This window comes from Erwinia pyri (genome assembly GCF_030758455.1).
GTDB lineage: Bacteria > Pseudomonadota > Gammaproteobacteria > Enterobacterales > Enterobacteriaceae > Erwinia > Erwinia pyri.
Window position 1 is genome coordinate 3870761 of sequence record NZ_CP132353.1, and the last position, 26797, is coordinate 3897557.

29 protein-coding genes and 4 tRNA genes are annotated in these 26797 nt (G+C 54.6%); 15 read left to right on the top strand and 18 right to left on the bottom strand.

Annotated elements, in window-relative coordinates:
• Positions 1–87: 87 nt before the first annotated feature.
• The 3 genes from yjjG to Q3V30_RS18295 are packed head-to-tail and all read right to left on the bottom strand — an operon-like array spanning position 88 to position 1605.
• A complete protein-coding gene (gene yjjG, locus Q3V30_RS18285; protein WP_306208202.1) occupies positions 88–768 on the bottom strand; it encodes a pyrimidine 5'-nucleotidase in 681 nt (226 codons plus the stop codon).
• Positions 769–782: 14 nt separating this feature from the next.
• A complete protein-coding gene (gene rimI / locus Q3V30_RS18290; protein ID WP_306208204.1) occupies positions 783–1223 on the bottom strand; it encodes a ribosomal protein S18-alanine N-acetyltransferase in 441 nt (146 codons plus the stop codon).
• A complete protein-coding gene (locus Q3V30_RS18295; RefSeq protein WP_306208206.1) occupies positions 1186–1605 on the bottom strand; it encodes a DNA polymerase III subunit psi in 420 nt (139 codons plus the stop codon). The genes rimI and Q3V30_RS18295 overlap by 38 nt, the downstream gene beginning before the upstream one ends.
• 179 nt (positions 1606–1784) lie before the next feature.
• Between Q3V30_RS18295 and rsmC the strand changes: the two genes are divergently transcribed.
• The 4 genes from rsmC (at position 1785) to Q3V30_RS18315 (ending at position 3333) form a co-directional block, all read left to right on the top strand.
• On the top strand, positions 1785–2819 hold the full coding sequence (rsmC, locus tag Q3V30_RS18300; RefSeq protein WP_306208207.1) for a 16S rRNA (guanine(1207)-N(2))-methyltransferase RsmC: 1035 nt from the start codon (positions 1785–1787) through the stop codon (positions 2817–2819).
• A 185-nt stretch (positions 2820–3004) separates the two neighbouring features.
• Positions 3005–3091: transfer RNA gene (locus Q3V30_RS18305), tRNA-Leu, on the top strand.
• A 33-nt stretch (positions 3092–3124) separates the two neighbouring features.
• Positions 3125–3211, top strand: a tRNA-Leu gene (locus Q3V30_RS18310).
• A 35-nt stretch (positions 3212–3246) separates the two neighbouring features.
• Positions 3247–3333 (top strand) — tRNA-Leu (locus Q3V30_RS18315).
• Positions 3334–3467: 134 nt separating this feature from the next.
• Here Q3V30_RS18315 and Q3V30_RS18320 read toward each other — a convergent pair.
• The gene (locus Q3V30_RS18320; protein WP_306208209.1) at positions 3468–3752 is read right to left on the bottom strand and encodes a DUF1435 domain-containing protein; all 285 of its coding nucleotides are present in this window, start codon (positions 3750–3752) and stop codon (positions 3468–3470) included.
• Positions 3753–4011: 259 nt separating this feature from the next.
• Between Q3V30_RS18320 and Q3V30_RS18325 the strand changes: the two genes are divergently transcribed.
• The 3 genes from Q3V30_RS18325 to Q3V30_RS18335 all read left to right on the top strand — a co-directional run bounded on the left by Q3V30_RS18325 (position 4012) and on the right by Q3V30_RS18335 (position 6886).
• Positions 4012–5112, top strand: a complete 1101-nt coding sequence (locus tag Q3V30_RS18325) for a GGDEF domain-containing protein (protein ID WP_306208211.1) — start codon at positions 4012–4014, stop codon at positions 5110–5112.
• A 439-nt stretch (positions 5113–5551) separates the two neighbouring features.
• Positions 5552–6346 carry a siderophore-iron reductase FhuF gene (gene fhuF, locus Q3V30_RS18330; RefSeq protein ID WP_306208213.1) on the top strand — a complete coding sequence of 265 codons (795 nt, stop codon included), beginning with the start codon at positions 5552–5554 and terminating at the stop codon, positions 6344–6346.
• A 72-nt stretch (positions 6347–6418) separates the two neighbouring features.
• Positions 6419–6886, top strand: a complete 468-nt coding sequence (locus Q3V30_RS18335; RefSeq protein ID WP_306208215.1) for a YbaK/EbsC family protein — start codon at positions 6419–6421, stop codon at positions 6884–6886.
• Between the two features lie 50 nt (positions 6887–6936).
• Here the strand turns inward: Q3V30_RS18335 and Q3V30_RS18340 are convergent, their stop codons facing one another.
• The 4 genes from Q3V30_RS18340 to Q3V30_RS18355 are packed head-to-tail and all read right to left on the bottom strand — an operon-like array spanning position 6937 to position 9796.
• The gene (locus tag Q3V30_RS18340; RefSeq protein ID WP_306208217.1) at positions 6937–7686 is read right to left on the bottom strand and encodes an anti-sigma factor family protein; all 750 of its coding nucleotides are present in this window, start codon (positions 7684–7686) and stop codon (positions 6937–6939) included.
• Positions 7683–8192: an RNA polymerase sigma factor gene (locus tag Q3V30_RS18345; protein ID WP_306208219.1), complete on the bottom strand. Its 510-nt coding sequence runs from the start codon at positions 8190–8192 to the stop codon at positions 7683–7685. Before Q3V30_RS18345 ends, Q3V30_RS18340 begins: the two co-directional genes overlap by 4 nt.
• A 6-nt stretch (positions 8193–8198) precedes the next feature.
• Positions 8199–8741 (bottom strand): cytochrome b, encoded by a 543-nt coding sequence (locus Q3V30_RS18350; RefSeq protein WP_306208220.1) that lies wholly within the window; start codon positions 8739–8741, stop codon positions 8199–8201.
• Positions 8738–9796 carry a catalase family peroxidase gene (locus Q3V30_RS18355; RefSeq protein ID WP_306208222.1) on the bottom strand — a complete coding sequence of 353 codons (1059 nt, stop codon included), beginning with the start codon at positions 9794–9796 and terminating at the stop codon, positions 8738–8740. The genes Q3V30_RS18350 and Q3V30_RS18355 overlap by 4 nt, the downstream gene beginning before the upstream one ends.
• Positions 9797–9935: 139 nt before the next feature.
• Here Q3V30_RS18355 and Q3V30_RS18360 point away from each other — a divergent pair, with 139 nt between their 5' ends.
• Together Q3V30_RS18360 and Q3V30_RS18365 are read left to right on the top strand one after the other, a co-directional pair.
• On the top strand, positions 9936–10469 hold the full coding sequence (locus Q3V30_RS18360) for a DUF2946 domain-containing protein (protein WP_306208224.1): 534 nt from the start codon (positions 9936–9938) through the stop codon (positions 10467–10469).
• An 81-nt stretch (positions 10470–10550) separates the two neighbouring features.
• Positions 10551–12086, top strand: coding sequence for a PepSY-associated TM helix domain-containing protein (locus Q3V30_RS18365; RefSeq protein ID WP_306208226.1), 1536 nt, complete (start codon positions 10551–10553; stop codon positions 12084–12086).
• 176 nt (positions 12087–12262) lie between these two features.
• On the opposite strand, the gene Q3V30_RS18370 is transcribed toward Q3V30_RS18365, so the two are convergent.
• The 3 genes from Q3V30_RS18370 to Q3V30_RS18380 are packed head-to-tail and all read right to left on the bottom strand — an operon-like array spanning position 12263 to position 15720.
• Complete coding sequence (locus Q3V30_RS18370; protein ID WP_306208229.1) at positions 12263–13237, bottom strand: nucleoside hydrolase; 975 nt, start codon at positions 13235–13237, stop codon at positions 12263–12265.
• Positions 13238–13246: 9 nt separating this feature from the next.
• The gene (locus Q3V30_RS18375) at positions 13247–14284 is read right to left on the bottom strand and encodes a LacI family DNA-binding transcriptional regulator (RefSeq protein WP_306208231.1); all 1038 of its coding nucleotides are present in this window, start codon (positions 14282–14284) and stop codon (positions 13247–13249) included.
• Between the two features lie 47 nt (positions 14285–14331).
• Positions 14332–15720 carry an MFS transporter gene (locus Q3V30_RS18380; protein ID WP_306208233.1) on the bottom strand — a complete coding sequence of 463 codons (1389 nt, stop codon included), beginning with the start codon at positions 15718–15720 and terminating at the stop codon, positions 14332–14334.
• Positions 15721–16306: 586 nt separating this feature from the next.
• On the opposite strand from Q3V30_RS18380, the gene Q3V30_RS18385 reads away from it, so the two are divergent.
• Positions 16307–16876, top strand: a complete 570-nt coding sequence (locus tag Q3V30_RS18385) for a histidine phosphatase family protein (protein ID WP_306208235.1) — start codon at positions 16307–16309, stop codon at positions 16874–16876.
• Here the strand turns inward: Q3V30_RS18385 and Q3V30_RS18390 are convergent.
• Positions 16836–17768: a LysR family transcriptional regulator gene (locus Q3V30_RS18390; protein ID WP_306208237.1), complete on the bottom strand. Its 933-nt coding sequence runs from the start codon at positions 17766–17768 to the stop codon at positions 16836–16838. The two genes, Q3V30_RS18385 and Q3V30_RS18390, sit on opposite strands and share 41 nt — an antisense overlap.
• 92 nt (positions 17769–17860) lie before the next feature.
• Between Q3V30_RS18390 and Q3V30_RS18395 the strand changes: the two genes are divergently transcribed.
• Both Q3V30_RS18395 and Q3V30_RS18400 read left to right on the top strand, forming a co-directional pair.
• Complete coding sequence (locus Q3V30_RS18395; RefSeq protein ID WP_306208239.1) at positions 17861–18673, top strand: SDR family oxidoreductase; 813 nt, start codon at positions 17861–17863, stop codon at positions 18671–18673.
• A gap of 133 nt (positions 18674–18806) precedes the next feature.
• Positions 18807–19541 carry an SDR family oxidoreductase gene (locus Q3V30_RS18400; protein WP_306208241.1) on the top strand — a complete coding sequence of 245 codons (735 nt, stop codon included), beginning with the start codon at positions 18807–18809 and terminating at the stop codon, positions 19539–19541.
• A gap of 36 nt (positions 19542–19577) precedes the next feature.
• Here Q3V30_RS18400 and Q3V30_RS18405 read toward each other — a convergent pair whose 3' ends face one another.
• From Q3V30_RS18405 to Q3V30_RS18415, 3 genes are all read right to left on the bottom strand, one after another.
• Positions 19578–20504, bottom strand: coding sequence for an AraC family transcriptional regulator (locus Q3V30_RS18405; RefSeq protein WP_306208244.1), 927 nt, complete (start codon positions 20502–20504; stop codon positions 19578–19580).
• Between the two features lie 145 nt (positions 20505–20649).
• A complete protein-coding gene (locus tag Q3V30_RS18410) occupies positions 20650–21249 on the bottom strand; it encodes a TetR/AcrR family transcriptional regulator (protein WP_306208247.1) in 600 nt (199 codons plus the stop codon).
• 87 nt (positions 21250–21336) lie between these two features.
• A complete protein-coding gene (locus tag Q3V30_RS18415) occupies positions 21337–21522 on the bottom strand; it encodes a hypothetical protein (RefSeq protein ID WP_306208249.1) in 186 nt (61 codons plus the stop codon).
• A gap of 176 nt (positions 21523–21698) precedes the next feature.
• Between Q3V30_RS18415 and Q3V30_RS18420 the strand changes: the two genes are divergently transcribed.
• Positions 21699–22502 carry an SDR family NAD(P)-dependent oxidoreductase gene (locus tag Q3V30_RS18420; protein ID WP_306208251.1) on the top strand — a complete coding sequence of 268 codons (804 nt, stop codon included), beginning with the start codon at positions 21699–21701 and terminating at the stop codon, positions 22500–22502.
• 317 nt (positions 22503–22819) lie between these two features.
• Positions 22820–22896, top strand: a tRNA-Ile gene (locus Q3V30_RS18425).
• Between the two features lie 254 nt (positions 22897–23150).
• On the opposite strand, the gene Q3V30_RS18430 is transcribed toward Q3V30_RS18425, so the two are convergent.
• From Q3V30_RS18430 to Q3V30_RS18440, 3 genes are all read right to left on the bottom strand, one after another.
• Positions 23151–23846 (bottom strand): haloacid dehalogenase type II, encoded by a 696-nt coding sequence (locus Q3V30_RS18430; protein WP_306208253.1) that lies wholly within the window; start codon positions 23844–23846, stop codon positions 23151–23153.
• 335 nt (positions 23847–24181) lie between these two features.
• Positions 24182–25291 (bottom strand): AI-2E family transporter, encoded by a 1110-nt coding sequence (locus tag Q3V30_RS18435; protein ID WP_306208254.1) that lies wholly within the window; start codon positions 25289–25291, stop codon positions 24182–24184.
• Positions 25292–25557: 266 nt separating this feature from the next.
• Complete coding sequence (locus Q3V30_RS18440) at positions 25558–25710, bottom strand: Hok/Gef family protein (RefSeq protein WP_306208255.1); 153 nt, start codon at positions 25708–25710, stop codon at positions 25558–25560.
• A 332-nt stretch (positions 25711–26042) separates the two neighbouring features.
• Between Q3V30_RS18440 and Q3V30_RS18445 the strand changes: the two genes are divergently transcribed.
• A complete protein-coding gene (locus Q3V30_RS18445; protein WP_306208256.1) occupies positions 26043–26780 on the top strand; it encodes a metallophosphoesterase in 738 nt (245 codons plus the stop codon).
• Positions 26781–26797 lie beyond the last annotated feature (17 nt).

Sequence of the window (26797 nt, forward strand, 5' to 3'; positions counted from 1 at the left end):
ACGCGCTTCCGGCGAAAGCTGCTGTCAGACCGGAAGGTTGCAGCAGCTTTTTTTTCAGCCAGCCTCAGCTCTGGGCGCTAACCCGCATCAGGCATGCAGGATCACTTCCAGCTCCTGGAGCGTTTTGACCTGCCAGGTAGGCTGGAGACCTTCCGGCCGCGGACGGTTATCGGCATTCAGCCAGCAGGTTGCCAGCCCGGCGTTAATGCCGCCAAGAATGTCTGAGTCAGGATTATCGCCCACCATCATCACGCGGTCGCGCGGCGGGTTACCCATCTGATCCAGGGCGTAGTCGAAGATAGCCGGATGCGGCTTGGCATGGCCAACCTGTTCGGAGATCACCAGCAGATCGAAATAGTCCAGGAAACCTGTACGCTTGAGTCTTGCCTGCTGAAGGGCGGTAAAACCATTGGTGATAATACCCATTTTTACCTTCCCTTTCAGGGAATTAAGCAGATTTACCGCGCCGGCAAGCGGCACGCACAGCTCAGCCATGGCGGCAAGAAAACCGTCGTTCAGATCGAGCGGCGTGACCTTCAGCTTATCTGCCCAGTTCTGAAAACGCTGATGCTGCAACTGCAGCGCGCTGATGGCGCCATTCTGATAATCCACCCACAATGGTTTATTGATCGCCTGATAATCGTCGTAATCGTCAGGACTGAAGACCACGTCATACTGCTGAAACAGACGCTGCAAACCCGCAAACGCGTCGAAGTGAAACAGCGTATCGTCAGCGTCAAACAAGATCCAATCCCACTCTTTAAGCATCTCTTACTCAATCCTTATAAGGTCAGTGCCATGATAATGGCATCTTCTTTGCCGTCCGCCGTTGGGTAGTAATTACGGCGCACCGACACTTCGTTGAAATCCAGCTGTTCATAGAGCGCAATGGCGGGACGGTTTGACGCCCTGACTTCCAGCCACAGGGTCTGGATGCCGCGGCTTTCAAGCTCCGTAATCACATGCTCAAGAAGTTCACGCCCAATCCCACGACGCTGAAAGGCGGGATCCACGGCCAGATTAAACAGCGTGGCTTCGTCCAGCACCACCTGAGTAATGGCAAAACCAGCCATCTGTGCATCTACAGTAAGCTGATAGTTCAGATAACGCTCACCCTGGTTGCTGATAAAAGTTTTTTCACTCCAGGGAAAAGCGTGGCTGCGCTGCTCAATGGCAAACGCGGGCTCAAGATCTTGCGGGGTCAGTAAAGAAATCTGATTCATGTTGAGAAATCTGCTGCCACAGGGCGCGCTTGGCACCGGCATTATGATAAAGCTCCGCAAGAACAGGCGAAGCGATCTGCGATCCGTTCAGTGCAGCCGGGGGCGTAATGCCCAGGTACCAGCTTGCACAACGGGTCTCTGGCAACATCGCCAGTTGGTCAGGGGTCAGGACGGCGACTTCATCTTCGTGCATCAGCATGGCATGCAGCACATCGCGAATCAAAGGATCGGTCAACAGCGGCGGGACTTCCGCCACAATCAGCAGGCGCGTCTGCTCGGGTAAAGAAACCGCTACTTCCCCCTGTAGGGCGCGCGGACGCCGCAGCGTATACTGCGTGATGCCCATTTGCTCTAATAACCAGTCACGTCTGGAAGACATCATTATTCCTGTCTGGTCGCCCGATTGCGACGCTATGCTAGCAAACCCATCGCTTCTGCGCCAACGTTGCCATGCCTGTGGTAGCAACTCGCAATGAAAAGGAATGCAGCTTCTCCGCAGGCTTTGCTGCAACTCCGGCTAATTTGGGTATAATCGCCGCTCTGATTCGTAAGGAGCCACCGATGTCTGCATTTAGCCCGGCCAGTGAAGTGATACTGCGCCACAGTGATGAATTTACTCAACGCCGCGTACTGTTTGCTGGCGATCTGCAGGATGACCTGCCCGCGCAGCTGGACACCGTATTGAGTCGGGTACACACCCAGCAATATCATCACTGGCAGATCCTGAGCCGCACGATGAATGAGCACGCTCAGTATGGCCTGGTGGCGACAGCGGAAACCGTAGCCGGGTGCGACACGCTGGTCTACTTCTGGCCGAAGAACAAACCCGAGGCGCTTTTTCAGCTGGAAAACCTGCTTTCGCTGCTGCCGGTGGGCAGTGACATCTTTGTGGTGGGTGAAAACCGCAGCGGCGTACGCAGCGCAGAACAGATGCTTGAATCCTGGGCAACCCTGAACAAAATCGACAGCGCCCGCCGCTGTGGTCTCTATCACGGTACTCTCGACAAGCAGTCAACGTTTGATGCTGAAGCTTACTGGGATGAGTATCCGCTTGCGCATCTGACCATTAAAACGTTGCCTGGCGTATTCAGCCGTGACGGTCTTGACGCTGGCAGCAACCTGCTGCTCTCCACGCTGCGCCCGCACATGAAAGGCAAAGTGCTGGATATCGGCTGTGGCGCAGGCGTGCTCTCTGCCATGCTGGCCAGCTTCTCGCCGAAGGTTCGTCTCTTTATGACCGACGTTAACGCCGCCGCTGTGGAGGCCAGTAAAGCTACGCTGGCGGCTAACGGTCTGGAGGGCGAAGTGTTTGCCAGTGACGTCTACTCAGAAGTGAATGGCCGTTACGACATGATTATCTCCAACCCGCCGTTCCATGATGGGATGCAGACCAGCCTGGACGCAGCGCAGACGTTGATCCGCGGCGCGGCAAAACATCTGAATATGGGCGGCGAACTGCGCATCGTAGCCAACGCCTTCCTGCCCTATCCGCAGGTGCTGGATGAGACCTTTGGCAGCCATGAAGTGCTGGTGCAAAACGGCCGCTTCAAAGTGTATCGTGCTGTCCTGCAACGCGCAGCGAAAGCGAAGCGCTAAAGAGAGAGCGGCGAAAAAATCGCCGCTGTTTTACCCAGCAAGTTCCTGATTCCCCACCTCAAGCCGCAGAAAGTGACTTTTTACAACGATTCTGGCAACAGCGCTAAATAACTGTTGACGTCCCCCGGAAAATCTCTAGAATGCGCCTCCGTGGTTGCAATACAGTTTACCTGTATTGAAGGTATGCGAAGGTGGCGGAATTGGTAGACGCGCTAGCTTCAGGTGTTAGTGTCCTAACGGACGTGAGGGTTCAAGTCCCTCTCTTCGCACCAACAATCACGTTGTTCATATTACGCAGCATTAGAGCGATGGTGGCGGAATTGGTAGACGCGCTAGCTTCAGGTGTTAGTGTTCTTACGGACGTGAGGGTTCAAGTCCCTCCCTTCGCACCAATGCGGTGATATGAATAAAGAAAGTTCAACAGGATGCGAAGGTGGCGGAATTGGTAGACGCGCTAGCTTCAGGTGTTAGTGTTCTTACGGACGTGAGGGTTCAAGTCCCTCTCTTCGCACCAAGTTGATTCTCTCTGTTTTGCCTCGCTTACTGCCTCTTTTACCTTATGTAACACCTCCTTTTTCCTTAAGCTTTGCCACTACGTTTCTCTTTAATCCTTGTCAGTTCTCTTATTACAGTGCCCTTTCCCTCTGTTTATAGCGCCCCAAATTTCAGGGTTATTGCCGCCACGCCTCCGGCCAGCGCCAGACAGGAAGGCAGCAGCAGATAATGGCGCAGACGTTTGTGAAACAGCATCACTAACGTGGCTAAAAGAGCACTCACCATGACCACTCTCCACCCGGAGAACGAGAGATTCATCAGGGCGATAAGGGGCATCAGTGCACAGGGCAGCAAAACTCCCCAGCCGCTATCAAGCCGTTTACCTGACATCCAGCTGATTCCCCAAAGTCCGCATGCGGCGATCATTGCTGTCAACATCGCTCTACCCACACCTTTTCAAATGATAATGATTACCAATAGCATATAAGAATATTTATCACTCTGCAGCACTTTTGTTGTCATACTGCTGAAACTTTGCGCTCGCTGATGACACTTCTGATGTTAAGTGATAGATTGAAAGCGATTACAATTAAGAAAATCCAAATAATAACAGACAGAAACTATTCCAGGCACGAAATAGTCCACCGTTGCAGATTACCGGTGCGGCTTTTTTCAATGCAGTCACGAGTAGAAAATAATGAAATTACAAAGTTATGATGAATTGCTTAACAGCAAGCATCGGCTGTCGCTGATGCTCTTTCTTTTTTTAAACTCAGTAACGTCCCTATTTTGTTTATGCAGCATCAATGGAAAAATGGCGACTTTCCAGTATTCCCCGCCCACGGTAATTATTGCGTTATTCAGTGCTATAATTGTGGGGTGGATGCTTTTAAAGCCTTCAGGCAAATTTCCGATATTAAATATCGTCGCGATCGTTACCGGTTTACTCTGGACATGGCAAATATACCTTAAGTATGAGTCGGTATTTTATTTCGACGGCAGCTTTTTAGTGATAAGCCTGGTCAGCGTCTTTTTTATCAGCGCAATTGCGTTAGGCGATCACCTGCTGGCTTTCTGTCTGCATACGGCGCCGCCCTCCGTGGCGGTACTGCTGCTGGATCATGGCCAAAACACGGTGCTTATTCTGTTTACCATCGCCTTGCCGCTGATAGGCTTCACGCTGCACCATCTGATGCAGCGCCGCCGCGACAGGTTTACCCGCCGTCTGATGCGCCAGCTCTATGAAGAGAAAGAGACCTACAGCGATCTCAGTATGCTGGACCCGCTGACTGGCCTCTATAACCGCCGTGGGTTAAAAAACCGGCTGGAAAATATTCTTGAAAATCATGCGGGAAGCCACTTTGTCCTGCTGCTGGATATCGACCATTTTAAAGCCTATAACGACAACTATGGCCATGCGATGGGCGATCAGGCGCTGGCTCGCGTCTCTGTTGCCATTCGGGATGCCGTGCGGTCCAGGGACATTGTGGCGCGCTATGGCGGAGAAGAATTTCTGGTGCTGTTAACTAACGTCAATGAGTCGATCGCCCGCAAGCTTTCAGAGCGGATCCGTCAGTATGTCCTTAACCTTGAGATCCCTCATCGCTTCAACGATCGGGTAGCGACCCATGTCACGGTCAGCGCCGGATTTGCGCCATTGTATGAAGAGGATTTTGACAGTGCGCTCGCTAATGCCGATCGCGCGTTATATCTGGCTAAGAATCGTGGGCGTAATACTATTCTTTCCTATGAAGATATTGCCAAAAGCAGCCTGGCTCAGCCAGCTGATGCCATGTAGTTTCCTGCTATGGCCCAGGGATATGGGCCAATACTTTTATTAATCTGATCATTAATTTTAATGCAAATGCCAGAAAAAACGGGAGAGTTTGGGTTAATGAAGCCCGGGTGCAGAAAAATACATTATTACTCTGAATCAAAAATAACCCCCTGACGGATCCCTTTTAATGAAATGCATCTCATTTAATAATGCCCGCAAAAAAAGTACTCTTGATTATTCCTGAAATTGGGAATTAATGGTGATATACCTTTTATTTCCTCCCTGCTCTTTTCTGCAGCTGTTGTTATAAAAAATAAGAAACGTTTCCCTGCCCTTTGCCTACTGTTAAACGCAGCCCGTGCGATCGTCCCCGGCACAAAATGAAGCTTGTTTGTGCAATTTTCCTCAGATAGAATCAAGAACGATTATCGTTTGCACTTCGATTCACTCTGGAAACCTTATGGCTACTCTCATCCGTCAGGCAGTTGAGTATGGTTCACATCCGCTGATCTTTTTGCAGAGCAGCCGTCCGCTGGCGCATTCGCTGCGGGCACTGTTCAGTGAAAACCGTGCATGGTTTCTGGAAAGCGTAAAGCTGGGCGAGGAAGCGCCCGCCAGCAGTATGACGCTGGACCGCTGGTCTGCCCCGGAGAGTTTTGCCCGGCTGAACGCGCTATATGGTGATTTTATCTATCGTGAGCAGCCTGAGCTGGCTCGCGAGCAGAAGCCGCTGCAGTCGCTCTGGGCGCAGTGGTACTTCGGCCTTGTTCTGCCGCCGATGATGATGGCCCTGCTGCTTGAGGAGCGTGCGCTTGATTGCTCCCCTGAGCACTGCCACGTCGAATTCCACGAAACCGGCAGACCGGCGACCTTCTGGTTTGACGTCCGTGAAGATGAAGAGGCGCGCTATCTCTCTCCCCGCCGCCGCATGGATCGCCTGATCCAACAGCATCTTATCCCGGTAGTACGCGGCATTGAGCAGCATGGCGAGATCAACAGCAAACTCATCTGGAGTAATACCGGCTTCACCGTCTGGTGGTTCCTTGGAGAGATAGCTTCCCTGCTGGGCGAACCGCTTAAGGTCGAACTGGAACACGCCTTCTTCTTCTCTAAAACCCTGCTCGATGGGTCAGAAAATCCTTTCTACCGCACCATGCTGCCGCGTGAGGGTGAAATGCAGCGGCGCACCTGCTGTCAGCGCTATCGCCTGCCTGATGTCCAGCGCTGCGGTAACTGCACGCTAAAACCGGTCTGATTTCGCCCCTTCCCGTTTACAGTTCGTCTGCTCTGTGGCAACTTTATGCGCTTCGTTATGTGGGAGAGAAGCATGAGCCTGGAGTCTGTACGGCAGTTCTTTGCCGAGCGCGCCCCCGATATTGGCATTATTGAACTGAGCGAAAGCACCGCTACGGTTGCGCTGGCGGCCCGCGCCCACCATGTGGAACCGGGCCAGATTGCCAAAACGCTGTCGCTGAAGGTGAAAGATCGGGTGATCCTGATTGTGACTCGCGGCGATGCCCGACTGGATAATCGCAAGCTGAAGGCGACCCTGGGTGCCAAAGCACGCATGCTGAGCACGGATGAAGTGGTGAACTGGACAGGCCATCCGGTGGGCGGCGTTTGTCCTTTCGGCCTGGAAACGCCGTTGCAGGTATTTTGCGATGTGTCGTTAAGGCATTATAACGAAGTGCTGCCTGCAGCTGGCTCCATCAACAGCGCGGTTCGCATCGATCCGGAAACGCTGGCTAAGCTGACCGATGCCACCTGGATTGACGTCTGCGAAATCCCTGCCTGACTGGCAGCCCCGGGCGTACACCGTTGCGCCCTCTTATATCCGCTGCATCATTAGCTGGTTGACTGTCGGATCGCCTCCCGCATTCCGTCAAGCTGCGTGCCTTCCGACGGCGTAACCAGCGCATAGTTGTAGTGGTTGTCACTCCAGTATTGCGCCATCAGGTCGCTGGCCCGGCGTTCGCCATGAGGCAGCTTAACGGGTTCGATCGGGCGAATATACCAGGCGACACGGCTCCCTTCCGGGCTCTGATACATCACCAGCGCCGCCGGGCCGTTATCGGTCGCCATCAGTCTTGCCCCCAGTAACCGGTAGCCAAACTGTTCAAGATTGGGCGGCAGCGTGCCGTTGATAAAATAACGCTGCACCCAGGAGGCCAGTTCACCGTTCCCCGCAGACACCACATCCAGATTCGCCGCCGTTGCGCTGCCGAACAGCTTGTAGGCCTGCATCGCATCCTCCATTGGCAGGCGGGTCTGCGCCATCTGCACATTCTTCAGCTGCCAGCCAGACCAGCCGCCCACGCCAAGCGTCATCACCAGTGCAAACGCTGCAGCAGCCTTCCATTGCCGCTGCTGACGAACCCGCTGACGAAGCTGCGAAGGCTCCGGCGTTTCCATCGGCACTGGCTGCTGATGAAGTGCAAGGCGTAGCTGCCGGGCATCCTGCCGCCACCCTTCCACCTTCGCCGCCTCTACAGGATTCTCCGCCAGCCAGCGTTCCACACGCCGGGCGGTTTCTGCATCGAGCTGGCCGTCCAGCCAGGCGTGCAGTTGCTCTTCATCGGGTTGCTGGCCCCTCATTTTACCCTCCTGAATGCGACAGCGGGCGTTTGCCCGTCAAGATGCTGATGCAGTTGTTTACGCGCCCGTGACAGGCGTGACATCACCGTTCCCAGCGGAATAGCCAGGGCCGTCGCCGCTTCCTGATAACTCATCCCCTCCACGCTTATCAGCAGCAGCAGTGCCCTGGCATCCGCAGAAAGTTGTGCAAACTGCTGCAGAGTCTCATCGGCTATCGCCAGCGTTTCCGCAGAGTCGCCGGCGGGCTCCTCACCGGTGAAAAAGCCCAGGATCCGCTGATAGCGTTTGCGCCGCCGCTCACCGTCAATAAACTGCCGGTAAAGAATGGCGAACAGCCAGGCCCGCAGGCTCTCCTCTCCCCGGTAGCCCGGCCAGCGGCTGAGCGCTTTGGTCAGGCAGCCCTGAACCAGATCTTCGGCGCTGTGAGGATTGCGGGTCAGCCACAGCGCAAAACGCTGCAGATGGGGCAGGACGTCCCGGATCTGTTGGTCTGTAAGCGGCGGCATAGCGACTTATCCCCGGCGTTTCGAACCCGTCATACTGCTGAACACGCCGTCCCGCAGGATCAGCCCATGGAGCAGCGCAGCGGCCAGATGCATCATCACCGTGATAAACAGGATCAGTGCAACCCAGGTATGGAGCGGACGCAGCAGTGCGTAAAGATCGTTACTGATCGGTACGATCGGCGGCAGTAAAAAACCCGTCCCCAGAGTAACAGGATATCCTGCCGCCGACAGCATTGCCCAGCCAATCAGCGGCTGCGCCAGGATCAGCGCATAGAGTACCCAGTGAGAGAGATGCGCCGCCGCTTTTTGCAGCCCGGGGATGCTGTCAGGCAAAGGCGGTTTCGCCGTAGTGAAGCGTATCACCAGCCGCACAACTACCAGCAGCAGGATCGCCACCCCCAGCGGCTTATGGATAGCCACCAGCAGGCCGTGCAGAGAGGAGACGGTAGAGACCATCCCCACGCCAATAAACAGCATGGCCAGAATAGCCAGCGCCATCAGCCAGTGCAGCACGCGGAGTGCCGGATGAAAATAGGTGACCTGTTTCATAAGTGTGCTCCCGATGCGCCGTGGGCTTCTTCCTGCGTGCGGCGATTATATGATTTGGCATAAGCGGCAGAACGCGCGTTCAGCAAAGGATCGTCAGAGGCTGCAATACCATCCGGCAGGATCAGCGGATCGTAATTAATGTTATTGCAGGGCCCGCCCTCCTGCGGCACGGTACGGTTCAGAACCAGAGTGCCGGCATTCAGCGTCTGGCGGTCGGCTGGCCAGACCTGGCTGGCATCGTTGCTCACATCCCCCTGTGCTGCCACGGTGAAGATCAGATCCCACTTCAGGGGACCCTGCGCCAGGCGTTTTTCCAGATCCTGCTGAAGGAAATCTTTACTCTGCTTGTCCTGCGGGGAAAGAGCTTGCCAGGCCTGCTGCGGCACCATGCTCCAGCGCACCAGATGGCTTTGCCCGCTTTTGTCGATCAGACGGAAGGCGTTGAGGCTGTTGTAGCGATCCACCGCCCAGCTTCCGGAAGGAATATACTGTTTAACCCAGGTACCAAATGCTTTCGCTTCAGGATGCGCGGCGGCAAATGCCTGCATCTTTTGCGGATCGGGTTTGCCCGTAGCGGGGTCCGGCTTTGAGGCAACAAGCTGATCGTAAAAACCCTGCGGCGTGGCAACCGGGAAAAACGGCATCGCATTCATCCCGGTGCGCCACTGCTGGCCGGAGGCGGCAGTGAAAGCCAGCGCCATACTGCGAATCGGCACAGCGTAATCTGGCGCGCCGGCATTACCGCCAGCAATGGCAAAGCGCCCGATTACCGGCGTGGTGGTGGAGGCTGCAAACAGGGCGGCACGGGAAAGCGAGCTGGCGTTGCCGTTAGCCTCGAATTCTCCAATCACGCACAGACCTTTAGCATGATTGCGCCTGAACCCTGGTTTTTCTCCCGGGCCGTGTTGCAGCGTGTTCACAATTTTATCGGCGGAGAGACGCTGGGGCGCAAGCCAGCCGCCCGCCCATAAAAACAGCAGTACCAGCAGCAGCGGGATCCCTCCTACCAGCGCCAGGCGCAGGATACGCGGAAGTGTTGTCGTGGGTTGGGTCATATTGAGTGCTCACAAATTTAGCCAATGAGCAGATAAAACGAACCAGCAGCGGCTTTATTCCCTCGGGAAAAAAATAATTTTTTGCTACACTCCCCGGCGTTGAGTCCTCCAGGATATTCATGGTTTGTCGCTGATTCAGATGCACCGCTCACCCAACCGCTTCGCAGCCTGGCTCGCGGTGTGCGCCATTTTGCTGTTATTTATTGCTCCGGTGATTTCCAAATCGCTGGTCTCTGAGGCTGGGCGTCACGCCATGATGATGCCCGGCATGGTGATGGCCGACGACGATGGGATGAGCATGCCAGCGGGGGAAGCAATGCCCGCCGGCGATGAGAGCATGACGCCCGCTCATGCTGTGACCCACCAACATGCGATAAGCACGGCATCAGATCGTTCCCTCTCCCACCCTGATGGGATCGACCCGGGTATGATGACCACCATGTCGCCGCTTGAGCATGCGCGAATGATGCAGCATCACCCCATGTCGATGATGGACGACAGCGCCTGTGGTTACTGTGTTTTGCTGGCGCATCTACCGCTCGATCTGACCAACTTACCCGCTCTCTGGTCGGCCCTTCAGGCCGCCAGACTGCCCGACCTGCCGCTGTTCCGCCCCGTGGTGGCGCGGTTTATACCCCGTTTTTTCCATCCTCGCGCCCCGCCCGTTTACTGAGCCCGTGTCGCTTTAACTACACTGCTGCCGTGATTACGGCAGACACCTGCTCATGCCTGATCACAGGCGGATGGAATAATTATGTCAGATAAAATCCTGGCGCACTCTGCACGCGCCGAACAATCCCGGAGCGCACTTCTGCCGTTGCTGCGCCGTTTGCACTTCTATATTGGTCTGTTTATCGGCCCGTTCATCTTTGTCGCTGCGCTGACTGGCGCTCTGTACGTTATGACGCCGCAGCTTGAAGCGGCGTTATATTCCCATCAGCTCTTTACCACCAGCCAGGGGCCGGAAAAAACGCTGGCGGAACAGGTTCGCGTGGCGGAGGAGTATATCGGCCCGGGCGCGACCCTCACCGCCCTTCGCCCAGCGCCCACGGCGGGTGAAACGACGCGCGTGATGTTTACCATGCCGACCAAAGGCCCGGTGACCACGGCGGTATTTGTCGATCCGCATACGCTGGAAATTCGCGGGATGCTGGATGTCTACGGCACCAGCGGCGTGCTGCCGTTACGTACCACGCTCGATTACCTGCACCAGAGTCTGTTGCTGGGCGATTTTGGCAGGAACTACAGCGAACTCGCCGCCAGCTGGTTATGGGTAGCGTCACTGGGAGGTTTGCTGTTATGGGCCACCAGCCGGGCACCGGGAAAAATCAAAAAGGGTAGCCGATCACGCGGGCAAAGCGTGCTGCGGCATCGTTACTGGCACAGCACCCTGGGGATAGCTCTGCTACTGGGATTACTGTTTTTCTCGGCAACCGGCCTCACCTGGTCACGCTGGGCTGGCGAAAACATCTCCTCAATGCGCAGCCATTTTGGCTGGCTGACCCCTTCCGTTAATACAGTGCTGGCTCCCTCTCCTGAAAGCACGTCGACGATCTCAGCTCACGATGAGGTCAGGGAACAGGCTGAGCACCCTGAGCCGATGGGCAGCGGAAGCGCTCACAGCAACCATGATCATCCTGCACCTCTGAACAGCCCTCCCCGGGCGCCAGCGGATGAGCATGCAGAGCACAAGATGCAGGGCATGAAGATGGCTGATGATTCCATTGCCAAAGTCGCTATTTTGCCCGAGCAGTTTGATGCGGTGGTGAAAACTGCGCGTGAGGCAGGCATCTCGGCAGGAAAAATTGAAGTACGCCCCTCAACCCACGCTGATAAAGCCTGGACCGTCAGTGAAATCGATCGTCGCTGGCCTACGCAGGTCGACAGCGTGGCGGTCGATCCGCGCAATTATGCCTTGCTTGATAAAGTGGAGTTCGCGCAGTTTGGTCTGCTGGCTAAGCTCACGCGCTGGGGAGTGGATGCGCATATGGGCGTCCTGTTTGGCCTGCCGAATCAGCTGATTCTGGCGGTATTTGCGCTGGGGCTTTGTGTGATGATCGTGATGGGATATCGCCTCTGGTGGCTGCGCCGTCCGGCCGCAGGCCAGGGAGCCCATCCGGCAGAAACGCTGATGTATCACTGGCGAAGGCTTTCCGTCAGCGCCCGGTTTCTTCTGCTGGTGGCAGCAGCGGCACTGGCTCTGAGCCTGCCCTTAATGGGGATTACTCTACTGATAATGCTGGTGATCGATCTGTTCCGCTGGCAGCGGGCAAACAGGCTAGCGGCTTAGCGAACTGCCAGGCGGCTTTTGCCCGGGCGGCGGTGTCTGCCCGGAGAGCCATTGCCTGTGCGGAGATAGCAGCCTGACTTACAGAAGCTGTGATGCCAGCCTCTGCCTGAAGAATATTGTCAGGCAGATTAACAGGAGTAATTCTCTCCCAGCTTCAGCTCCTGGAGCTGGGATCATTACGCCAGCGCTTTCTCAAGCATGGCTATCAGCAGCCGGTTATCCACCGTTTGCAGCACGTGTACCAGCCCGCCGCCCGGCGCATCAATCCCGACGTTTACCAATAGTGGTTGACGATAACGCCATGACTTGCCACGCGTCTGACCGGGGCGCAGTTCAACATCCACATAGTAATCGGCTGCCGTGGCAACCTGCTGATTCAACAGCCAGGCGATAACCAGCGCATCATGGATCCAGCAGCCGGGAAGTTTGCGCGTCTGAATGGAGTAATCTATCCAGGGTCGCAGCGTTTCGGTGACAAAGTGCGCCAGCGTGGTGTTCAGTTTAGCGATCCGGTTGAGGTCATTATGGGTCATCAGCGTCTGGGTAGTGACATCCATCGGCACCAGCGTAATGCTGGCCCCGCTGGTTAACACCTTCCGCGCCGCCTCCGGATCCAGTCCAAAGTTGGTATCCTTAATGTAGTCATCCAGGGCAAAAACTCCGCCCATGATGGCGATTTCCTGCACCGCATCAATCATCTCGGGATAGCGCTCCATCGCCAGCGCCACATTGGTCAGAGGACCGATCGCCACCAGAGTTATCTGCCCTGGATTTGCGCAAATCAACTTTGCGATAGCCTCTGCCGCTTCCTCTTCCGGGGGCGAAAACCGGCGTGGCTGGCGGACACCTTGCCAGAGGTGCGCGAGGTTGCTGTTGTGAACACGGTTATCCAGCGCTTCCCGCCACGGCTCTGGCGGCTCCACCAGCGCGCGATCGGCGCCTTTTACCACCGGCACGGAAAGGCCCAGTCGCTCCACCAAATCCTTTGCCACATTGAAGCCCTGTTCGCAGGGCGTATTGCCTGCCACAGTGGTAATCAGTTCAAGTGAAACATTGGCCGACCCAAGCGCGAGCGCAAGAGCCAGACCGTCATCTACATTGGCACCGGTAATGCCGTTTCCTGGGTCACAATCAATAATCAGTCGTTTCATTTTTTATTATCATATTTTACGGCTTTGCTCGCGCTTGTTAAAAACGCAGCCGCAGGATTCACCAATTTCCAGCTGATGAGAAAACTCACTCAGCTGCGCCTCGCCTTCCGGGGCGGACAGCATTGCAATGGCCCTTTTCGCCATTTCCTCTACCGGCTGACGCACGGTGGTTAATGAAGGGACATGAAACGCTGACTGTTCCGTTCCATTAAAACAGACCAGAGCAACCTGCTCTGGTACGGAGATGTTGTGCTCTGCCAGCGCACGAATGCAGCCGATCGCCTGCGTTTCGTTAGTGGCAAACAGGGCGCGGGGCAAAGAGCCATTTTTCAGCATCTGTTTTGCCGCTTCATAGCCGCCCTCACGCGAATAACTGGTAGGGAAGATCCATTCCGGGCGTTCGGTAACGCCAAAATCTGCCAGCGCCTGACGCCATCCGGTCAGGCGATCCTGAGTATTAAGCCGCTCAAGCGGGCCGCAAATAATTCCCACCTCTTTGTAGCCATGACTCAGCAGATGCGAGGTGACCTGGTACGCCGCGTCACGCTCATCCACGCGCAAAATATTGACCTTCAGCGCCGGATCGACACGGTCCAGCATCACCAGCGGCGTGCCGGTGGCCTGAATAATATCGATATAGGGATGGCGGTCGACGCTGTTATAAAACAGCCCGTCAACCTGCTGGCTCAAAAGCGTATTAATCAGCTCCAGCTCGCGCTTGCGGCAGTCGCCTGCATCGCCCAGCAGCATAACCATGCCGTTGCTTAACGCTTCCTGCTGTAGAGCATGGGCAAAAGAGGCAATAAAGGTATTGGAAATATTGGGCACAACCAGACCGTAGGTTTTACTGGTTCCGGAAGCCAGCGCTCTGGCCACGCTGTTGGGGCGATAGCCCGTTTTTTTGACCGCCTCAAGAACGCGAAGCCGCGTTGCTTCCGCAACCGGCCTCGGTCCATTATTGATAACGTAACTCACAACCGCTACGGAGGTGCCGGCCTCTCTGGCCACATCTTTACGGGTCGCGCGATTAAGCGTGGTTTTTGCCAATTTTTCGCCTTGTGTCGTGGCGAGCCGTGCGGCCCGCCCTGTTCCCGTCAGATTGCATCTTCAGGGGCATTAAGATCGCGCCCACGGGTTTCCGGGGCAACAAATGTGGTCAGGAAACCGATCCCGGCCATCACCGCAAAATAGGTGGCAATCGGCCACCAGTGCCCGGTCCAGGACAACAGCGCGGCGGCAACCAGCGGTGCCGTTCCACCAGAGAGAATGGAACCCAGCTCTTTCGCCGTCGCCATTTTAGTATAGCGATGGTTCACGCCAAACATCTCCACCCCCCAGGCCGCCTGCACGCCGTAAATACCGAGCGAGGCCAATCCCATGCCTGTAACAATTGTAGCAATCACAATGGCTGGCTCACGGGAATCAAGCATCATAAAGGCCGGGAAAGCGTAGAGGATCAGTAGCAGACAGAAGCAGCGGTAGGTGATGCGGCGGCCAAAGCGGTCGGAAAGCCAGCCGGCAAACGGGATGATCAGGAAGCCGAGCAGCGAGGCGAGAAAAACGGCCGTGGTGGCGACGGACTTATCTACCGCCAGAACCTTAACCACATAACCGATCATAAAGCCCTGCGCCAGATAAGAGGGGCCATTTTCACCCACACGCAGGCCTACCATCACAAAGAACGAACGGCTGCGCTGCCAGAAGCTGCGGTTATCGGCAGGCTGTACGGGAAGCGTGCTTTCACGCTGCGCCAGTACTTCCGCTTTTTTCCGTTCGAATACCGGCGTTTCCTTCAGGTGACGGCGGATCCAGAGCGCCACCAGCGCAATCAGCGAGCTGCAAAGGAAGGGAATACGCCAGCCCCACTCCTGCAGCTGCTGTTGATCCATCTGTACCACCGCCAGCCAGACCAGCGATGCCACCAGCGTGCCGCTGTTTGATCCCAGAGCGATAATTGAGGAGACCAGGCCACGTTTTTTTGCCGGGGCGTATTCACCCAGCATCACCGTGCCCCCGGACAGCTCCGCCCCTGCGCCAAAGCCCTGGCTGAAACGCAGCACCACCAGGCAGGCCGGGGCCCACAATCCAATGGAAGCGTAGCTGGGAATAAGACCAATTAAGGTAGTGGAGGCACCCATCAGAATGATGGTGGAAACCATCACCACTTTGCGGCCTTTACGATCGCCCAGCCAGCCAAAGAAGAGTGCGCCAATAGGCCGGGCGATAAAGCCCACGGACCAGGTAGCAAAGCTGGAGAGAAGCGCCATGGCGGGGGTGGCTTCAGGAAAGAAAACGTCGCCGAAGATGATGCCGGCTGCCAGGCCATAGAGTGCGAAATCCGCATACTCCATCGCTGTGCCAAGCCAGCATGAGAGGGTTGCGCGCCAGAAATCCTTGCGCCCTTCTGCTGTTGTCAGAGACTCATCTGCCGCCGAGGAGGCGGAGAGCGAAACCTTTTGTTGAATTCCTTGAGGAGTAGACATAAAAATTCCCTGATGTGCTGCTGTCTGAATTGCCCTCCCTGGCATGCCCGAATAAACGGGTAAATCCGCCAGCGAGAGCGCTCTTTTTCTGAGCCAAAGGTCAGTAACAGGTCCCCTGGTGTTGGGATGTATTATTCGCTTCCCGTTCGTTGGTTTTCGTAACCAATCGCATAATTAACGTGAAACAAAGTGACCTTCACTAAGCAGTTGAGCAACATGCACCGTGAATTTTTAGTATGGCCTCATTGTATCTACGCGCGTAGATAAAGCAATAGTTTACTGAAAATAAATTAGCATTACTTCACATTGCTAGCTGATGTACATATTAAAAAATCAATAAATTCAAAATGTTAATAATATTCAGAAAGGGAATCACTTATACATAAACCTGTAACACAGCTAATAAACTGTACTAACGATCGAAAACCATACAGCAGTGACTGGCTCAGTCCGGGCCAGTGTAAACAGCAGTATGTTGCAGCAGCATGACGTAAAAGGAATGGAGAGCACTCTTAAAAAGAGGGCGACGATTTGTCTTAGTGAACGTGGCGACATATTCTTGATAAAAGTTACCGGAGGGAAAGGCATGAGCATAATTCTGATGCGTCACGGGAAACCCGATCACCGGGTCGGCGGGCGCTTACCGGCGCTGGCTATGGCGCAATGGTGCGAAGCCTATGACCTCTCTGAGGTCCAGGATTTTCCGCCCGAAAAGAGTCAGTGGGTCGCGGCGATGGCAGATTATGTCGTGACCAGCCCTCTGCCCCGCGCCCGTTCGTCGCTGAAAAAGCTGGGGCTGGAACCCGCCTGTGTTGATGACGTCTTCAGCGAAGTCTCTCTTCCAACCGTATCACTGACCTATCCTCATCTGCCGCCGTCGCTCTGGCTTTCTCTGCTCCGCCTGCTGTGGTTTTGCGGATATGCCGGATCGGTTGAGTCCTTCCAGCAGGCTGAACAGCGCGCCAGCCAGGCTGCAGAGAGGCTGATCGCCTTTTCCAGCCATGGCAACGTTCTGCTGCTGGGGCATGGCATCATGAATAAAATGATTGCCCGTCATCTGCGTAAAGCGGGCTGGCTGGCGGAGAAACATGGCAGCAGCCGCCACTGGAGCACCGCTATTTACCATCCCCCGGTGATCCCGCCGGGTCAGCATTAGCGGCAAATGACTTCAGCACATCAATAAAAGCCCGCAAGGCGGCCGGAACATACCGGTGGCCGGGATAGTAAAGGGCAAGCCCGGGTGAAGGCGGGCTCCACTCTTCAAGCAGCATCCGCAGCCTGCCATTTTCCAGCCAGGGCCTCGCCACGCTATCGGGTAACCAGGCAATGGCCTGACCAGCCGCCGCCGTTTCCGCCATCAGTTCGAGATGATCCAGCATCAGCCTGCCCGGTACGTCAATATGGCGCTCGATGCCGTGACGGGAAAACTCCCAGCGATACCGTTTACCGCTGGGCAGCCGAAAACGGATACATTGATGGCGCAGCAGATCGTCTGGCGTGGCGGGCGTACCGCAGCGCTGAAGATAGTCTGGCGACGCCACGGCGATAAACCGCAACTCCCCGCCAAACGGCACGGCCACCATATCCTGAGGCACATCGTCCAGCAGGCGTACACCGGCATCAAACTTTTCGCTGACGATATCAATCAGCCTTCCTTCCGTAACCAGATCAAGCGAGATAGCCGGATACCGGCGCAAAAACTCAGGCACCACCTGCTGCAACACCTGGCGCGCAGCGCTCTCGCTGGCATTAATGCGCAGAGTGCCTGCTGGCTGCTGGCGGTACTGCTCGACGGAACTCAGTGCGTTATCCAGCCCCTGCAGCACTGGCCGTAGCTGGCCTAACAACTGCGCGCCCGCTTCGGTTGGCGATACGCTACGAGTGGTGCGATGCAAAAGCCGCACGGCCATTTTCTCCTCCAGCGTCCGCAGCATATGGCTGAGGGTTGAAGGCGACAGCCCCAGCTCATCGGCAGCCTGCCGGAAACTACCCCGGGTTGCTACCAGCACAAAAGCGTTCAGGGCGGCCAGATCGGGTTTCTGATTCATGGGTAATTTTCACCAACGCATGCATGACTGGACGGATAGTAGCACTAATCGTGACGGCGTAAGGTTAAGGCTCACCTGAGAGGAGAAGCTTTATGTCTAAAACATGGTTTATTACCGGCACTTCATCGGGCTTCGGCCTGGAAATGACCGAACGCCTGCTGGAGTGCGGCGACCGCGTTGCCGCCACGCTGCGCAATCCCGCCCAGCTGACCTCACTGCAAGCGCGCTATCCTTCCCGGCTCTGGCTGGCGCAACTGGATGTCACCAGCGCAGATAATGTGCGGAAGGTGATGGATGATGCGTTTGCCGAGCTGGGGCAGATTGATGTAGTGGTCAGCAATGCAGGCTATGGCCTTGCAGGAGCGGCGGAAGAGCTTAGCGATGCGCAGATCGTCCGACTGTTAAACACCAATGTTCTTGGCTCGATTCAGGTTATTCGTGCCGCGCTGCCGCATCTTCGCCAACAGGGAGGCGGGCGTATATTGCAGCTCTCTTCGATGGGCGGCCAGGTAACCTTTCCAGGGCTGAGCCTCTACCACACCAGCAAATTCGCTATGGAGGGATTTGTGGAGGCGGTTGCGCAGGAAGTGGCTGAATTCAATATTCAGTTCACGCTTGTCGAGCCAGGCACCGCGCAAACCTCGTTTACCAGAGGCATGGAGATGGCCGAGCCGCTGGCGGCCTATGATCACAGCGGCATCCGTCAGCTGCTGGCAAGCTGGCCGAACGTGGGCGATGCGAAAAAAATGGTGCGTGAAATGATCGCCTCAGCCGACCGCTCCCCTGCTCCACGCAGGCTTACGCTCGGCAGCGATGCCTGGACGCTGGTTCACGCTGCCCTGACGGCGCGCCTGGCAGAACTGGAAGCACAGCGGGGGACAGCCTTCTCTACAGACAGTGATTAACTCACTGCTGATTCATTTTCAGAGGAACAGGCAAGCATCGCAGAGTCCCGGATATTCGCAGACGGACGGGAACATTTTAAGCTTGTGTCAGCTGCCGGAGAGGCCGTCAGCAAGTCCTCTGAAGGAGAGTACTGTGTCTGAACTGAATACAAAAGTTGTGGCTATTACCGGGGCCAGCAGCGGCATTGGAGAAGCAACTGCCCGCCTGCTGGCCGCCAAAGGTGCGCGCGTTCTGCTGGGCGCCCGGCGTACTGAGCGTCTGGCGAAAGTGGTTGATGAGATCCGTGCTGCGGGAGGAGAGGCCCACTTTATGTCGCTGGACGTCACCAGCCTGACGGAGATGGAAGCCTTTGTTGAAAAAGCAAAAAGCCATTTTGGTGGGCTGGATGTCTTTATCAATAATGCCGGGATCATGCCGCTTTCTCCACTCTCTTCCCGCAAGGTTGAAGAGTGGGACCGCATGATTGACGTTAACATCCGTGGCGTGCTGTACGGCATTGCTGCTGCACAGCCACTGATGGAACAGCAGCAGCATGGTCATATCATCAATATCTCTTCCATTGGCGGGCTGGCAGTTTCGCCCACCGCCGCGGTCTATTGCGCCACCAAATTTGCCGTGCGGGCGCTCTCTGACGGCCTGCGCCAGGAGACTGACAGGCTCCGCGTAACGGTAATTTCGCCGGGGGTGGTGACGTCTGAACTGGCCGACACCATCAGTGATGATACTGCACGTGAGGCGATGAAAGCGTTCCGCCGCGTTGCGCTTGAGCCGGAAGCTATCGCCCGTGCCGTTGCTTACGCTATTGAACAGCCGGCGGATGTGGATGTCAGTGAAATCGTTGTGCGTCCAACGGCCAGTCCCTATTAATCCTGCCTCTGCCCGCCACCTGAGCGGGCAGACTTACTATCCTGCCGTGCTGACAGCGGGTTCAAGCCGCAAAATATTCTGCATATAGATCGCCTCCTGCACCGGGCTGCGGCCAAAAAACCGTTTAAATTCGCGGCTGAACTGCGAAGGACTTTCGTAACCCACTTCCGCTGAAGCGGTCGCGGCGGAGATGCCGCCGCGCACCATTAATAATCTGGCATGATGCAGGCGGGTCGATTTTAAATACTGGATAGGCGAACTCTGCGTCACCTTTTTGAAATGCGCATGGAAGGTGGCGACGCTCATCCCTACTTCGCTGGCCAAATCGGCCACCTCAAAATGCTCCTGAAAACGGTTTTGCTGGATATTCATTGCACGGGCAATCTGCGCAAAAGAGCCCTTCTGCGCCAGCGCAGCACGCAGCGTTGCGCCCTGCTCGCCGACCAGCACCCGATAGTAAATCTCCCGCAGCAGCCCGCCACTCAGCACCTGCGTTTCCTGCCTTGACTGAAGTGCCTGTAGCAAGCGCACCACGCTTTCCCCCAGCGCAGGATCCAGCGGTGAAGAGAACATACTGACCGGTTCGCTGCTGCGCGGAGCAGAGAGCGATAAGGTGAGCATCAGTTCAGCCAGCAGCTGAAAATTGAGCCGGAAAGCGACCGCCAGCATCGGTTCTTCCAGGGTGGCTTCGGTCTGGCTGATAAACGGCAGCGGCACGGCGACGACCAGACAGTGCTGGGCATCATAAACGTAAGCCTCATCCCCCAGAAAACCGCGTTTGCGCCCCTGACAGACAATAACGATGGAGGGTTCATACAAAACCGGCGTGCTGTCGAGCGGCATGTCTGAACGCAGAAAGCGCACATCCTCCAGCGCCGATTGCGTATAACCGTTGGTCGGCGCCAGCGCGGTGATCAGCGCAGCCATCTTTATCCGGCGCTCTTCGTTTTGATCGGTTGTCATGTTGAGCTTCCCTGGTCTGTTTCAGCGTGGTGATCAGCCGCGTAATCTTTCTTTAGCCGTGCTGCTTTTCAGCCATGTCAGTCATCCGGGCTGGTATCAGCGTTGTTAAGCGCGTCAGCTTATTGCCTGCGGCTTATTCTGATCTTCAGCCTTGATGATCGTCTTCAATGCCCAGCCGCTGTTTTAGCTGAGTGCGGGAGTCTGCCAGTTTTTTTTCAGCAAGCTCATCATCCTGAATGGCGCGGGCCAGCGCCATGGCCCCAATCAGTTCTGCCTGCACGGAGGAAGCCAGCGAATCTGGCTCGGCATGATCCATCGCCTTTAGTGAACGGGCAATCATCCCATGCATCTCTTCAATTCCCAGCGTAAAGCGATCCCGGGCTTCCTGCGGCAAACGCCTGGCTTCACCCGCCAGCGAAGGCATGGGGCAATTGTGCTCCGGCGTTTTTCGGGTTTCTGCTGCAAGATACCTGTCGATCAGGAAAGAGAGCTGAGCCGCACCTTCCTGCAAAGTGGATAAGCCATTAAGCCTCTGCCTGGTTTCAATAAACATACGATCGATAACATTGGAGACCAGATCGTCACGGGAAGCGAAATGAGCATAAAAACCGCCGTGGGTCAGCCCTACCCGCTTCATCAGCGCCGCCACGCCAATACCTTCTGTCCCTACCACCCGCATAATCGCGGCGGCTTCATCCAGAATACGCTGGCGGGTACGTTCTTTATGGCTGATAACTTCGGACACGGCTCCTCCTTCAGGAACGTTTTTTATAGCAACTGGCTGATAAATAAGTATGTGGCTTTCGGGCGTCTGAGAAAAGCGGACGGCCATTTATTTGCGAAGCGGATTCCGGAGAAAATTATCAGCCTCTTCAGCCTCTTCAGCCTCTCCTGCTTCTTCAGCTTCTTCAGCTTCTTCAGCTTCTTCAGCTTCTTCAGCTTCTTCAGCTTCTTCAGCGCGAGTATACGCATCAGGTCGATAGAATATGACGATGATAATAATTATGATTGTCATCATATTCAACTTTTCAGTTCGTTACAGGCGAATAACTCATTGAAATAAAAATACTTTTAAGAAACACCCTTTCTTTATTTTTGCATTTCAGAGGGAATTGAGCAGCTTGACAGATAATATGATGACCATCATATTAAGCCTCACCATCAAATGATGGCCATCATATTCAGGAGTGCAGCATGTCCATTTCATCAGGCAAAAAAGGTACGGCAATGGTTACTGGCGCATCCGCAGGCATTGGGGCCGTTTACGCCCACCGACTGGCAGAGCGCGGTTATGACCTGCTGCTGGTAGCACGGGATAAAGCCAAACTCGACGTTTTGGCGGCGCGTCTTTCGTCTGAGTATGGCGTACACAGTGAAGTCCTCGCGGCTGATCTGATCAATCAACAGGATCTGCTTCAGGTCGAACAGCGCCTTGCCGGTGATAATGCCATCACCATGCTGGTGAATAACGCGGGAATGAGCGTAGCGGGCGAGTTTCTGGATAATGAGATCGAGAGCGTGCAACAGATGATTATGCTGAACGTGCTGGCCCCTACCCGCCTTGCACATGCGGCAGCTAACGCTTTCAAAATCCGCAGGCAGGGAACCCTAATCAATGTCGCTTCCGTGCTTTCGCTGGTGCATGAGATGGCTAACGGCGCTTATAACGGCACTAAATCTTTTGTTCTGACCCTCACCCGTTCGCTGGAGGCCTCGCTGCAACCGCACGGCGTCCGCGTGCAAGCCGTTTTGCCAGGACTGACCCGCACTGAGATCTTTGAACGCTCCGGCAGCTCTGTTGATGAACTCCCACCACATATGGTGATGGAGGTCGACACAATGGTGGATGCTGCGTTAGCGGGTCTGGATCTGGGGGAAAGCGTCACCATTCCTTCACTGGAGAAAATTGAGAACTGGCACACTTATGACACAGCCCGCGCCGCGCTACTGCCGGATCTGTCGTTAAGCCAGTCTGCGTCTCGCTATCGTCAGGGCTGAGCAGTATTAGAAAAGAGGAGGTGATATTGTTGTCCCTCACCTTTTCCAGGTAAGAAGTGAAGCAGCTCCTTACCTCTGAAAGAAGAAGCGAAGGCATTCCTTATCTCTTGTTTAAGGTAACGATGCTACCTTCCCGAAATATTATCAATGATGATCGGGATGTCACTGACTAAAGCGAAGCGGTTGCGGAAATGAGATTTTGTGGAAGCGGTTGTTAATCAATCAGTTCGGCTGAAGGCCTGAGTGCCTGGAAAACAGCCAACCGGATGATAACTGCTGGATTGCATGCCCAAGTTACATTATAATCCTGCGCCGCAGGCCCCTTAGCTCAGTTGGTTAGAGCACGCGACTCATAATCGCTTGGTCACTGGTTCAAGTCCAGTAGGGGCCACCAAATTTATCAAGGACTTAGACAGGAAACTGGCTGAGTCTTTTTTGTTTTCTGGCATTACAGTTGACGTAATGGGTGATGTAATCCACATGCTACATCACCTGTTATCAGGACACAGAGTACTGAAAGGTATCCTGCGAGTTGAGCCATGTCGTTGTCATTTCCGTGCCGTAGACCTTCAGAGCAGTGGTAACTTAAAATGAACCCTCTCTGTTCAGAAGCGGACCGTAAAGCGTGCCGGCAGCTGCATTATCTGCTCAGCAAAGCGGCTTTATTACGTCCGAAAGTGCCCGGATATCGCTGACCACAAAATCGGGAGCCGGCGCCAGCGGATAAAGAGACTGTCCCTTACGAGTAATGAACGCTGTTTTCAGGCCTGCCCGTTTTGCCCCTCCTACATCCCAGCCATGCGCAGCCACCATCATACAATGCGCGGCGGGTCTGCCCCCCTCGCGTATAGCCCACTGATACACTCTCAGATCAGGTTTATAGACTTGGGGTTGTTCAACGCTTAGAACTCTGCTGAAAAATGACATGAGGCCCGCTGAAACGAGCTGCTTTTCCGCCAGCGCTGCAGAGGAGTTGGTCAGCGCAATAAGGGTAAAGCCCTGTTGCCTTAATGCAGACAGCCCTTCAGCAACATCAGAATGCGCAGGCATTGATGCCAGAACATCTGCAACTGAAACGGGGTCTTCTGTGAGGGTAATATCATAACGTCCGGCCGTCATGGTAAGTACTGCTTCCGCTATATCTCCGAAACTGTGCCAGCTGCCTGTCACCGATTCCACCAGGGAGTAGTGCAACAATGATGTAAACCAGGATTCAGCTATATCAGGCCTGTTCCCCAGTCGTCTCGCCAGATAATTTTTTAATTCAGTGGTGTCCAGAAGTGTCTCATTTACATCGAAGAATATAATGCCACTACTTTTTACTGTCTCATGACTGCATGTCATCTGACCTCCGGTTAATTAACGTTTTTGAAACAAAGAGATGCTAACCCGCAGGTAACGTATCTTAAGGGTAGATTGCTTTATGTGTTTGCTCAACAACGACTACTGGAGCGGCAGGACATGGGTGCCATCCTTATATCAGTGCGCGCCAGAAATGATAACGGCTTCCGGTGGAGAGATGTGGCGTGAGAAACCACGCACAGTGCCCAATTCACAGCACTCCATCGGCTGGAAGCCAGTTCATGCGGGCCCCCCTGCTTCAAAATCCACAGATCATAAATATAAAAAAAGCAGCCCCAAAGGGCTGCTGCATCTGACTCAAGTAAACCCCACCTTAATCAAGTCTCAGGTGGTGCCTTCCCTTCCTCGATGAAATCTTCATCAATCTCATCGCTGTTATTACGGTTATCGCGGCCGGAAAGCAGGTTCCAGCAGGCGATAAACATGGCGGCAATCAGCGGGCCAATAACGAAACCGTTAATCCCGTAAATCTCCATTCCACCCAGCGTGGTGATGAGAATAAGGTAGTCCGGCATTTTGGTGTCTTTGCCCACCAATAATGGGCGAAGAATGTTATCAACCAGGCCGACAACCACCACAAAGAAGCCGACGATAAACAGCCCTTTCCACAGCATGCCAGAAGCAAAAAAGAAGATGGCTGCCGGTACCCATATAATGGCGGAGCCAACTGCAGGGATCAGGGAGAGGAAGGCAATTAATGCACCCCACAGCAAGATACCTTCGATACCGGTGATCCAAAAGGCCAGCGCCCCTAACGCGCCCTGCACGACGGCTACTACAACAGTTCCTTTCACCGTGGCACGAGAAACGGCAGCAAACTTCATGAAGAGATGGTGCTTCACATATTTTGATAGCGGTAACGCCTGGAGGATGACGTTCACCAGGTAAGCGCCATCTTTCAACAGGAAAAACAGCAGGTACAGCATGATCCCGAAACCTACGGTAAAGCTGAACGTACTTTTACCGATCAGGAAGGCGCTGCCGGCAAGATACTGGCTCCCCTGCAGAGCGAACTGCGACAGCCTTTGTTGAATGTTCGTTGCTGTATCCAGCTGATGTTCTGAAAGGAAATGACGCGCCCAGTCAGGCAGATGCTGCATCACTTCTGCAAAGATCACCGGAAGCTGGGTATTGTTATTTTGCAGCTTGGTGTAAACAACGTTGAATTCAATCGCCATTGATGACGCAATCACCACCAACGGCGTGAAGACGATCACACAGATCACCACCAGGGTTAAAAACGAGGCCAACCCGTTTCTTTCACCAATCAGCTGTCTGATTTTCGTTTTCATCGGATGGAAGATCACTGCCAGGATAGCAGCCCATAATACCGAGGAGTAATACGGCCCCAATACATCAAGAAAAGCCACTGTCACAATAAACAGGATCAGAATAAAAAATCCCTTTGTCAGGCCGTTAAATCTCATTTTAGTCCCTCTACACTGCAATTTTGCTCACGAAGCATAGAGCGCATTATACCTTTTGCAATGAAAGAGTTCAGGGACAGTTTTTAGCACCCTTGTTGAAGCAGGCTACAGGCAGGATTAAGTGAACTAAAAAGACTAATTGAGGCGGAAAAATACATCGGCATTATGCAATGCCAGCAGGACTTAACCTGGCTGAATAAGGAGGGTGCCGCTGGATCATGCCGCAACATCCAACAGGCGGGAACGAGTCCCGCCGTTGGGTTGCCTTACCTTACGGCTTCGTAAGCCAGGCTGGCGACAACCTCTGTTCCTCCCTGTTTGATATGCAGTTCGCACAGCGAGCCGCGGGTCAGCCAGGTGAAGATTAACACCGTCACGCAGACCACCAGCAGGCTCAGGAAGAGCAGTTTATGTGCCATCGTTGGCTTCCTTCTTCCGTTGCTTTTCAGCAGGTAAAAGGCTACCTTTATGTTGCTACGCATAAGGGTTGGCCTCACTCAGATTAACATCGTGTGGGGCCTTTCTCTTTCTGTCCCTTACGCATGCTCAGGACAAAAAGATCCAGAGCACCCGCCGTGTAGTTTACCCAATCCCCCTCACCTGTTAATGAGCAGCTCGTGAAAACCCGAGGCGGATCCGCTATTTATGCAACACATATGAAAGTCTGAATAAAGACCGTTAGTGGCAAAATGGCCAGCATCTGAAAGACGACTCATAATAGTGGCTTTACCGTCCATTCCGGGGAAGAAAAATGCTGATAGCACAAGTCTCTGATATTCATGCTTCCCAGGATAACGACAATCTGAGTCGGTTTGACAGAGCGCTTGAATGGCTGGATCAGCTGAGTCCGGATGTTCTGGTGCTGACAGGCGATCTTATTGACGCTGGATGGGGTGAAGGGTACCACCTGATTTCTGAGCGGCTGAAGCTGAAAAAATGGACATCCCTGATTCTGCCAGGCAATTCTGACGATCGCCACCTGATGCGTTCGGTATGGGGAGCGAACCAGTGGGCCAGTGATGCGCCTGGAGACTCCCTGCATTTTGTCTATGAAACCGAGCATCTGCGCCTGACAGGCCTGGACACAACCGTTGAAAACAAAATCTCTGGTAATGTCATCAATCATCTTGCATGGCTGAAAAAACAGCTCCAAAGTGTAACTACACCGCCATCGCTTCTGTTCCTGCACCATCATATTTTTGAATCTGGCATACCTACACTGGATAGCACTATGTGTGACGGTTCCAGCCAGCTTGCCGAACTGCTCAGGCAAATACCCGATAAGCCGCTTGCCATCGCCTCCGGGCACGTCCACCGGCCGGTTGCGGGAATTTTTGCTGGTATACCCGCTTTCATCAGCGGCTCAATTTGTCCGGCCAATCCTCTCTGGTTTGGTTCAGCGAATGTCCCACCGGTAAACGATCCGCCTTCGCTGATGATCCACAGATATGCGGGAAACGTTCTGACCAGTCATCATGTTTCAATTTAATGCTGAAGCCACGCTAA